Annotated in this window: 12 protein-coding genes; 6 read left to right on the forward strand and 6 right to left on the reverse strand. The window is 68.2% G+C overall.

The features are described from left to right. Positions 1-185 (reverse strand): hypothetical protein (locus MJ785_RS12480; protein ID WP_239380960.1); only part of this gene is annotated, 185 nt, incomplete at its 3' end. Positions 186-238: 53 nt separating this feature from the next. Between MJ785_RS12480 and MJ785_RS12485 the strand changes: the two genes are divergently transcribed. Then, positions 239-760, forward strand: coding sequence for a hypothetical protein (locus MJ785_RS12485; protein ID WP_239312114.1), 522 nt, complete (start codon positions 239-241; stop codon positions 758-760). Positions 761-774: 14 nt separating this feature from the next. Here MJ785_RS12485 and MJ785_RS12490 read toward each other — a convergent pair whose 3' ends face one another. Beyond that, on the reverse strand, positions 775-1,146 hold the full coding sequence (locus MJ785_RS12490; RefSeq protein WP_239380962.1) for a hypothetical protein: 372 nt from the start codon (positions 1,144-1,146) through the stop codon (positions 775-777). Between the two features lie 408 nt (positions 1,147-1,554). On the opposite strand from MJ785_RS12490, the gene MJ785_RS12495 reads away from it, so the two are divergent. After that, positions 1,555-2,163: a hypothetical protein gene (locus MJ785_RS12495; protein ID WP_239380964.1), complete on the forward strand. Its 609-nt coding sequence runs from the start codon at positions 1,555-1,557 to the stop codon at positions 2,161-2,163. A 58-nt stretch (positions 2,164-2,221) separates the two neighbouring features. Here MJ785_RS12495 and MJ785_RS12500 read toward each other — a convergent pair whose 3' ends face one another. Then, on the reverse strand, positions 2,222-3,529 hold the full coding sequence (locus tag MJ785_RS12500) for a DUF1015 family protein (RefSeq protein ID WP_239312118.1): 1,308 nt from the start codon (positions 3,527-3,529) through the stop codon (positions 2,222-2,224). Positions 3,530-3,910: 381 nt separating this feature from the next. On the opposite strand from MJ785_RS12500, the gene MJ785_RS12505 reads away from it, so the two are divergent. Both MJ785_RS12505 and MJ785_RS12510 read left to right on the forward strand, forming a co-directional pair. After that, on the forward strand, positions 3,911-4,336 hold the full coding sequence (locus MJ785_RS12505) for a tetratricopeptide repeat protein (RefSeq protein ID WP_239312121.1): 426 nt from the start codon (positions 3,911-3,913) through the stop codon (positions 4,334-4,336). Between the two features lie 10 nt (positions 4,337-4,346). After that, positions 4,347-5,549, forward strand: coding sequence for an HAD-IIA family hydrolase (locus MJ785_RS12510; RefSeq protein ID WP_239312123.1), 1,203 nt, complete (start codon positions 4,347-4,349; stop codon positions 5,547-5,549). Between the two features lie 88 nt (positions 5,550-5,637). Here MJ785_RS12510 and MJ785_RS12515 read toward each other — a convergent pair whose 3' ends face one another. The 3 genes from MJ785_RS12515 to MJ785_RS12520 all read right to left on the reverse strand — a co-directional run bounded on the left by MJ785_RS12515 (position 5,638) and on the right by MJ785_RS12520 (position 7,534). Further along, on the reverse strand, positions 5,638-6,603 hold the full coding sequence (locus MJ785_RS12515; RefSeq protein WP_239380966.1) for a hypothetical protein: 966 nt from the start codon (positions 6,601-6,603) through the stop codon (positions 5,638-5,640). Then, positions 6,549-6,926, reverse strand: a complete 378-nt coding sequence (locus MJ785_RS22290) for a beta/gamma crystallin domain-containing protein (protein ID WP_370652940.1) — start codon at positions 6,924-6,926, stop codon at positions 6,549-6,551. Before MJ785_RS22290 ends, MJ785_RS12515 begins: the two co-directional genes overlap by 55 nt. Positions 6,927-7,195: 269 nt before the next feature. Next, positions 7,196-7,534 (reverse strand): SCP2 sterol-binding domain-containing protein, encoded by a 339-nt coding sequence (locus tag MJ785_RS12520; RefSeq protein ID WP_239312127.1) that lies wholly within the window; start codon positions 7,532-7,534, stop codon positions 7,196-7,198. 424 nt (positions 7,535-7,958) lie between these two features. Between MJ785_RS12520 and MJ785_RS12525 the strand changes: the two genes are divergently transcribed. Next, complete coding sequence (locus MJ785_RS12525; protein ID WP_239312131.1) at positions 7,959-8,153, forward strand: hypothetical protein; 195 nt, start codon at positions 7,959-7,961, stop codon at positions 8,151-8,153. Between the two features lie 20 nt (positions 8,154-8,173). After that, positions 8,174-8,989 (forward strand): TlyA family RNA methyltransferase (locus MJ785_RS12530; RefSeq protein ID WP_239380968.1); only part of this gene is annotated, 816 nt, incomplete at its 3' end.

The following is an 8,989-nucleotide window of genomic DNA, read 5'->3' on the forward strand; positions in this document are numbered from 1 at the left end:
ATGTCGGATAACCCCTCCCTTTTTGTCATGAAGCCGGCACCGACGCGGGCATGGATGGCACCGGCCGAGGGAGAGAACAGCGTGGAGAAGAACAACGGCGAAGCCGCCCGCCCAGGTCGCCGCCAGCCAGCAAGCGCGGCCGAGGCCACTTCCCCGAGGAAGAATCGGACCTCGACGACGAGCACAGCGGCTCGTCGCCCGACCGCGGCCGGGCGTGGCAGATCTCGGACCGCGAGCGATGGACAGGCGCAACAGCGCTGGCGGGCGGCTCGCGACGCCCGCGCTGGCGGTGCGCGTCAGCAGGGTCGCTATGGAGATCAGCCGCCAGCAGGCGGCAACCGTGACACGGCTGGCCGGCCCGCGCGACGAGCGTCTGCCAGCGCGCATCATGATGATGGCGCCCGCCGGTCGCCTCGACCCGTGGGTGCGCGCGGTGACGGCCGGCGTTCTGGTGAGGATCGCGGTCCGGATAGGACAGGCCAGCGACAGGGCGGCGGCCGGCCGGTTGAGCGGCCGAGATCGGATCGGGCGAGAGCGGAAAGGCCGGGGTCGCGGGGGCCGGAAGCCGACGGCCGTGAATCCGGGCGGCGGCCGGCGGGCCCGCCAGCCCGTGGGGCGTCTGTTCCGCGCGGCGGCCGCGGTCACACCGGCAGCCCGGAACGTGGCCAGGGACGCGGCAACGAGCGAGGACACGATGAACGCAGGCAGAGCGCGGCGCGTTCGGCTCGCCCATCGGATTCGCCCGCCTCGGGCCCAGTGAAGCGCGGGAGCGGATCAACGGATCAGCGGACGTTTTTCTCGACCAAGGGTGACCGCTCCGGGCAGGGCTCGCGGGTGTCCCGGAACGATGCCCCGCGCGGCCGTGGTACTGATAATCGTCTTGCGGGCCGGTCTGGCGCCGACAGGCCTCGTGCCGCCGACCGCTTCCGTAGCACCGGTAATGATCGTGATAAGGCTGGCGGTGGCCCGCGGCGGGCGCAGCCCGGGGTCACCCCGCCATCCACCGGCGGCGAGCGTGACGGCAGAACGTCCCCCAGTCCTTCCCGCGGTCGTGCTGCCGAGGATCGGTCGACCGATCGGCGTCGTGGGCGGGATGCCGACCGGCGGCCCGCGCCGGATGCCGTGCCCTACCGGTCTGTTTACCATCGTGACGAACGAGGTCGCGATGCTCGGGCTCGGGACGAACGCGGCGCGGACCGGAACACCACCGGTCGTGCCCCACAACGGCCGGCGCCGGGGCCGAACCAACCACGATTGGGCGAGCCGCATCCGAGCCAGCCACGGCCGGCCAGCCCCGCGCCGCGCGGGCGGGATTCCCGGCCACCGGCTGCACGTGGCGGCAGGCCAGCAGGTCCGCGGCCCGGGGCCGCTGGCTCAGGCCGCGGCAGGCCCGCTCCGGCCCGCGGGCGTACCGCCACGCCCGCGGGATCATCAACATCCGCGGGCCGTTCGGCGGACGCCGGCCGGCAGGAACGCGGACAGGAACAGCGCCCAGGTCGACCATCCGCGCCGGCGCTGCCCGATGAGGCCCGCGCGGAGCTGCTGGACTTCGAGGTGACCCGGGAGTTGCGCGGACTCGGCGCCTCGCTCGCCGAACCGGTCGCCCGTCATCTTGTGGCCGCCGGCATCTATCTTGACGAGGACCCCGCGCTCGCGCTTGCGCACGCTCGTGCGGCGTCAGCGCTTGCGTCCCGTATCGCGGTCGTCCGCGAAGCGGTTGGCCTCGCGGCGTACCACGCGGGGGAGTTCACCACGGCGCTTGCCGAGCTGCGCGCGGCCCGCCGGCTCGACGGTTCCCCTCGCCATCTCGCGCTGATGGCGGACGCCGAGCGTGGGCTCGGGCGTCCCGAGCGGGCGTTGTTGCTCGCCCGGGACCCGGGTGCGGCCGCACTCGACAAGGCGGGCCGGATCGAGCTCCTGATCGTCCTGTCCGGCGCACGGCGCGATCTGGGCGAGCCGGCGGCCGCGGTGCTGCTGCTGCAGGATGAGGCGGCTGTGGCCAGCGTGGAACCGTGGACGCCAAGGCTGTGGTACGCCTATGCCGAGGCGTTGCTGGCCGCGGGTCGGCCGGCTGATGCGGCGCGCTGGTTCGCGTCCACGGCAACCATCGATGAGGAGGAGACCGACGCCGCGGAGCGGGCCGCCATGCTGGCGGACAGCTGATCTGCTGCTCCCGCGACCCGTGGCTTGTCCGTATGGGGTCCGTATGGTGGGCGATGGCCTACTGGTTGTCCAGGAGACGGATCAACAGGCCGCTTCGCGGCTTGGGCGTGAACAGCGTCGACTTCCGTGGCATACGCTCACCCGCGGCGGCGACTGCGGCGACATCCGCTGTGGGCGTCGGGTTGAGCAGCAGCGCGGTCCCGCCGGCCTGCGCCGCGGCGGCGATCGCGCTGGCCGCGTCATGATGGTAACGGATCGTCTCCTCGGTGTCCGGTAGACCCCAGACCTTCACGATCAGCGCGAGATGCGCGACGGTGACATCCAGCTTGCGGAAGGCCGCGGAGCGGTCCACGGGCAGTGCCTCGGCGAGCAGCGCCGGATCCGGTTCGCTCAGGAGGAACGCCGTGCGGCCATCGGTGATCATAAACGCGTGGCCGCCCTTGCCGGCTCCCGCCAGCTCGTTGAGCAGGGCCATCCCGCTCGGATCCGGCGCGGCGTCCAGCTGCGTCACCGAAAAGGCCGATGCGGCCCGGCGCGCGGCCTCGGCCACGTCGAGTCCTGCCACGACCCGGTGGATGGCGTGGACCGCAGGCCCCGACACCTGCGCGTCGGCGAGGAAGGCCAGGCCGAAATCCCACGGGCCGGCGCCGGCCCCGGCAGCGTGACGGTCTGCCTGGTAACGACGGTAGGTGGCGTATCGGTGATGTCCATCAGCGATCACCGCATGCCGTCCGTAGAGATCGTCAGCGATTTGTGCGAGATCGTTTGAATCGGTAAGGGCCCAGATGCGGTGTGATACGCCGTCATCGGTCATAGTGGTCAACAGCGGTTGGGTTGCGGCTGTCGCTGAAACGATCTGGCTGGTGAACCCGCCGCCAGGGTACAGCAGGAAAATTGGTTCGAGATTCGCCACAGTGGCCACGGTCAGGGCGAGCCGGTCGGCGACCGGGCCGGCCATCGTGTTCTCATGCGGCAGGATGATCCCCGCGTTCGGGTCCACGAGGGCCACCGCGCCGACCAGGCCCCGCTGGATGTGGCCGTCGTGGATCTCCTCGTACACGTAGAGTGCGGGAGCGTCGTCGCGGCGCAGGACACCGGCGGCGATCCATGCACGCAGGGTCTGTCCGGCGCGGTCGTAACGGCTCTCGGGAGAGCTCTCGTCGGTGTCGCGCGGAAGGGTGAGACGGACGACATTGTGCGGATGCGCGGCTTCCAGCGCGGTGACGCCCGCTGTGTCGATCACGTCGTAGGGCGGGGCGGTCCGTCTCGCGAGATCCGGCCCGTCATCGGCCACATACCGCAGGGCACGAAACGGCGCGAACACCAGTCCGCCGGGTGTGGGCAGTGCCGGGTCGGGAGCAGTCATGCCGCGATCGTATGGGCTGCCCCCTGCGGGGCCGCTCCAGCCGCGCGGACCATGGCGCAGGCCCGCCGTTGGCTGAGCCCGCGAGCCTTCATACCGGTAACAGGCTGTACAGAAACACAGCGATCAGTGCGATCGGTGGGAGCGTTGCCCGGTTTCCAGCGACACTGGGATGCGCACCTTGTGAAAATGCGTCTGGCCGCCATCGGTGTTGGCTGGCGTGTACATCAGTGGCGACGAGGCTCTGAGCGTGGGCACCACCAGCTGGTGACGTAGGCAGTGACGCAGGCAGTGACGCAGACAGGCAGAGGTAACCAACCGGCCAGCGGCCGCGCGATCGTTTTCTGTCGCGTGGCCGCTGGCCTAGAGGTTAGGGAGGCGCCGATGTCCGGCGGGTACGACGGAGCTGGGGGTAACCGTGGTCCTGTTGGAGGTGCTCCCGGCGGTGAGGTCTACGACTGGTACACCCGGGGTGTTGCCCTGCTCGACCGGGGCAACGCGAACGCCGCGGTCCAGCTGCTGGCCCATGCGGTCGCAGCCGAGCCGGGCTCCCGCAGCGTGCGGGAGGCGTTGGCGCGGGCGCAGTTCGACGCCGGTCAGTACGACGCGGCCCGGGAGAGTTTCGCTTGGATAGTCGAAAATGACCCGGCGGACGACTACGCGCAGTTCGGGCTTGGGATGGCGGCTCGTAGAACGGGTGACCTGCGTGCCGCCGTGGAGCACCTGGCGCTGGCTGCGGCGATGCGCCCGGACCTGCGACACTACGACCAGGCTCTGCGCAGTGCCCGGGCCGCTCTCAACCAGCGTTGATGAGCCGGTTATGACGGACAGTCCACACGTTCATTTTCACGCCCGGTTGACCGGCTCGCCGCGTCCGCTGTCGGCGTCGTCCTCCCCACTTGCCGACGCGCACGACGTCGCGTTGATGGATCTTGATGGTGTGGTGTATCGCGGCGCTGAGGCCGTGCCCCATGCGGCGGATGTGATCGCATCTGTCCGCGGCCGTGGCATGCGTGTGGTGTACGTCACCAATAACGCCCTGCGCTCACCGGCGGATGTCGTGCGTCGGCTGGTGGCATTCGGGGTGCCCGCGGCGGTGCCCGATGTCGTCACGTCGGCGCAGGCGGCCGCGCGGGTGCTGGCCGAACGGCTGCCCGCACGCGCCGCGGTCCTGGTCGTCGGTGGCGAGGGCCTTCGCCAGGCGGTGACCGAGGTGGGTCTACAGCCGGTCGCGACCGTGGGGGAGCAGCCCGCCGCCGTTGTGCAGGGTTTCGATCCGGATCTTGACTACGCCAGGCTCGCTGAGGCGGCGCTCGCGATCCGGGCGGGCGCGTTCTGGGTCGCGACCAACGTTGATGCGACGGTGCCGAGCGAACGTGGGTTGATGCCCGGCAACGGTTCACTGGTTGCGATGTTGTGTACGGCAACCGGATGCGAGCCGATGGTTACTGGCAAGCCTGAGCATGCGATGCACGAGGAATCGGTCCGCCGGAGCGGGGCGCGGTTTCCGGTGATTGTGGGCGACCGTCTCGACACCGATATCGAGTCGGCTGTCCGGTCGGGCACGCCGTCCCTGCTGGTGCTCACCGGAGTGGCCGCACCGGGCGAACTCCTGCGGGCCGAGGCACGCCACCGGCCGACGTATCTCGCGGCCGATCTGCGTGGCCTGTTGGCGTGTCATCCGGGCGTCGTCGTGAAGGTGAGGGGAGCGCAGGGGGCGGAGAAGGGAGGTGAGTCACGATCCGGCGATGTGGTGGCGGCGTGTGGCGGCTGGGTGGCGCAGGTGTGTGATGCGACGCTGACCTGGCGCAGGGCCAGGCCGGCACCCCGGGCAATCGGCGCGTGTGGGGCCGCTGTCGGTGCGTCGCCAGCTGGTGGCCCGTTGGTCGATGCCCTGCCGCGGGATGATGGCCTGGATGCTCTTCGGTCGGCCTGCGCGGCTGCATGGACGGCGGCGGACGCCGGCACCCCCGTCCAGCGGCTGGCTGGTGACCGACCACCGGGCTGTGCCGATCTGGAATAGTGCCCGTTCCAGGCACCCGGAGAGCCGGTTTCTTCTGGTTATTATTCAGCGTGGTACCGGGCCGGAACGCCCGGCAACTGTACTGGCTTTACTTTCCGGCGGATCGTATGTGGCCGAGGATTCTGTTCTTGAACTCAACGAGCTGGGCCGCATGGGATTCGATATATCTGTTGTCGTATGCCGACTGCACAGCCACGGCGATACCGACCAGATTTGTTTTGATCTTGCAGTCGACGTCCGTGGACGCGACTGTGATCTCAGTCGGTGAGGCGGGTGTCGTGGAACCGTCAGGCGCTGGCGGGCGCCGCCATTGCAGGTCTCCGATCGCGTCCAGGGGAGTGTTGTACCTGAATCCTGACTCGGCCATACATTGCGCCCAGCTGACGACCACCGCGCGGTATCGACTGTCGTTGGTGGGGACGGGAGGACCGGAATCTGGGAGTACGGTCTCATCGATGATGAGTGGGGTACCGCCGATCGCCTCCTGCCCTTTTCGGGTGCATTCCGAGGAAATTTCGGACGGTCCTGCGACCCCCGTTTCTGTCAGCGAGACCGCTTGCCCGGGAGGTCTGGAATATCCATGGGTCTTTGCCGCCACGGGGTCAAAGAAGCCGTACAGCCCTGACCGGATCACTCCATCTCGTTGCTGGGCTGATAGAAACTCCTGTACCCCCGGCGGCTCGTGGATCTCGGCGTTGGCTCCGTGCGCCGCGAGGCATTTCGCGACGGTTTCGTTGCGTACTGCCCGAAGCTGCATGATCTCCTGAACCGAAGGAATATACGTGTCTATCGGCCGGCCGATCTGCGATGGCTCGGAAATTTGTTGTACTGGCCCGATGCCGGGCTCGTGCTGTTCCGGGGATTTTACCGGGTCCGCGCAGGCGACGCTGGCAGCCAGCACCAGTACAACCGCAGGTAGCGTCGCCTGTGGGCGAATCACGTGGCGGATGCGTGGGGACTGGCGCCAGCGACGCCCGCGAAAGCGTATCAGCATGCAGATCAATATATATTGATGGCGCGAACTGTCTGAGCCGGGTACGACCATGAAGACCACTTCGGGAAATACACTGTGTAGCTGTCGCCCGAATACCATCCGGCGTTGTTTCCGGAGCTGCCTCCATAAACGTTGTAGAGGGTCACATTCGTGTAGCCGGCGTTTGCCCAGCATGTCGTTTGATTGGACTGCAGCCAAAGAAAGTCGTAGCTGCTACAGGATACCCTGTTGATTGCTTGAGCGGAACCCGCGGTAGCAACCAGCCCAAGTGTGACTGCCATGGCCGTGAAAACAGACGCGAACGCTCTCTTCACCGTCAGGTCCTTCCGAGGCATCGATAAATTGATCAACGGACCGTGCTTCTCCTCCTTGCGCGGTAGCATGTTTCAGAGGCTTCCCGTTGGCTATGAGCGCTTACTCGGGTATTGAACAATGAGTGAGAGGAAACTGTCAACCTTGATTTTTTATCTATTCTATCTTGATCTTATTGCTGACTGTTCCTGGCGTCGGAAAAGTATCTCTGAGCTGGGATGACGTGGGTATTCGGGGGCTGCCTGGGGGGCGGTGAGCCGGACAGCCGGCTTCCCAAACTTGCGCTAAAGCAGGGAACGCATCCGCAGCGGGTCTCGCAGGCTGGCTTCCCAAACTTGCGCTAAAGCAGGGAACGCATCCGCAGCAGGTCTCGCAGGCTGGCGTCCACCTTCAGCCGGCCGCTGGACCACGCCGAGCCGAACCGCAGGCTTCCCTCAGTGACGGCGATGAGGTCGTCACTGTTCACCGTGAATGTCACCTGGGCCGTCTCGCACTCGCCCTCGTTGATGTCGAGGACGTTGCCGTCGCGTAGTTCCGCGGAGAAGCTCGTCCCGAGATCGGGTATCCGGCACATGATGGTACGGTCGGGAGCCAGCTCGCGCGTGCGGTCGTTCACCAGATTGTTGAGCTGATCCGCCAGCATGCGCAACGCCGCCGAACACTGCTGCCTGGTCGCCATGCCGGCCAGCTCCTCCTTCCGCGGGTCCGCTGGGCTGTGTCTCGGAGCCTCGGAGCTGCGGTGTTCCGCATGACCTTTGCGGACCGCCACCCGGGACCGGACACTGCCACCGGCGGGTGGCTCTCGTACACAGTGACGAGGCGGTAACGATGGTAGGGATGGGCTCTCACGGAGAGCCTAGCGCCCGGTCTGCCGATGGCGATGTGTTCGACACGGCTCGTCCGGTGTACCTGGGGTAACCGTCGCCACCGCGAGCGGGATCCAGGCATCCTGGTTCGGACGACAGCGGCGTGCCGCGGGGTGACGGTCCTGCCGTCGCTGTCATGGAAGAGGAACCCCTCATGACTGTGCACCCCGGCGGCGTCCGCCGCTGCGCTCCTCGGTCGCTGGCGCGTCCTGCGATGCTCGCTATGGACGCCGCCGCATGAGTGATGACGTTCCAGATGATGTTCGTGACGCGCTTGCGCGGATGGACCGCCTGCCCACGCTGCCCGTGTCGGCCCACGTCGCTGTCTTCGAGGAGGTCCACGGTCTCCTGGACGGAGTACTCACGGATCTGGACGGGCCCGCGAGCGCTCCGCCTGATCCAGCCGCCAAGCCTGGCCGGCCGCGGGCGTGACCGGGACGAGGCGCGCTGCCATGGTCCGCAGGACGCGGCTGGACCGCGAGCTCGTACGGCGAGGCCTGGTTCGCTCCCGCGAGCAGGCCAGTGAGGCGATCATTGGCGGCCGGGTCCGGGTGAGCGGGCGGCCGGCCACCAAACCCGCGACGATCGTGGATGACACCACGTCTATTGTGATCATTTCTGGGAGCGACCCCGGATATGCCTCGCGCGGCGCCCACAAACTGCTTGCGGCCCTGTCCACCTTCGCCGGGAACGAGCCGCCGTTGCGGGTCACCGGGCGCCGCTGTCTGGATGCCGGGGCGTCCACCGGTGGTTTCACGGACGTGTTGCTGCGCCACCGTGCGGCTGAGGTCGTCGCGGTGGACGTCGGATACGGCCAGTTGGCGTGGCGGTTGCGGAGCGATCGACGGGTCCGGGTGCTGGAGCGTACCAATGTCCGCCACCTCGCCCCCGAGGAAATCGGTGGGCTGGTCGATCTGGTCGTGGCCGATCTGTCGTTCATCTCGCTGCGGCTGGTGCTGCCCGCGCTGCGGGCCTGCGCCCGACCAGAGGCCGACTTCGTCGTCCTGGTCAAGCCGCAGTTCGAGGTGGGGCGGGACGGTCTCGGGCCGGGCGGGGTGGTCCGCGACGTGACTGCGCACGCGTGGGCGGTGCGGGAGGTGGCCGCGGCTGGGGCACGGTTGTCACTCGGTGTCCGTGGGGTTGTCGCGAGTCCGCTGCCCGGCCCCGCGGGCAACGTCGAGTACCTGCTGTGGCTTGCCGGGGAGGCTCCCAGCATGCCCGAGGCCTGGCTCACCGAGGCGATCGCCACCGCGATCGCGGCCGGTCCA

Source organism: Protofrankia sp. CiT1 (assembly GCF_917627335.1).
Taxonomy (GTDB): Bacteria; Actinomycetota; Actinomycetes; order Frankiales; family Frankiaceae; genus Protofrankia.

What these genes read in the sequence shown, in the direction of transcription:
- MJ785_RS12485 (WP_239312114.1), top strand. Translation starts at nt 239, where the DNA reads ATGGACAGGCGCAACAGCGCTGGCGGGCGGCTCGCGACGCCCGCGCTG.
- MJ785_RS12490 (WP_239380962.1), bottom strand. Translation starts at nt 1,146, where the DNA reads ATGGTAAACAGACCGGTAGGGCACGGCATCCGGCGCGGGCCGCCGGTC.
- MJ785_RS12500 (WP_239312118.1), bottom strand. Translation starts at nt 3,529, where the DNA reads ATGACTGCTCCCGACCCGGCACTGCCCACACCCGGCGGACTGGTGTTC.
- MJ785_RS12505 (WP_239312121.1), top strand. Translation starts at nt 3,911, where the DNA reads ATGTCCGGCGGGTACGACGGAGCTGGGGGTAACCGTGGTCCTGTTGGA.
- MJ785_RS12510 (WP_239312123.1), top strand. Translation starts at nt 4,347, where the DNA reads ATGACGGACAGTCCACACGTTCATTTTCACGCCCGGTTGACCGGCTCG.
- MJ785_RS22290 (WP_370652940.1), bottom strand. Translation starts at nt 6,926, where the DNA reads ATGCTACCGCGCAAGGAGGAGAAGCACGGTCCGTTGATCAATTTATCG.
- MJ785_RS12520 (WP_239312127.1), bottom strand. Translation starts at nt 7,534, where the DNA reads ATGGCGACCAGGCAGCAGTGTTCGGCGGCGTTGCGCATGCTGGCGGAT.
- MJ785_RS12525 (WP_239312131.1), top strand. Translation starts at nt 7,959, where the DNA reads ATGAGTGATGACGTTCCAGATGATGTTCGTGACGCGCTTGCGCGGATG.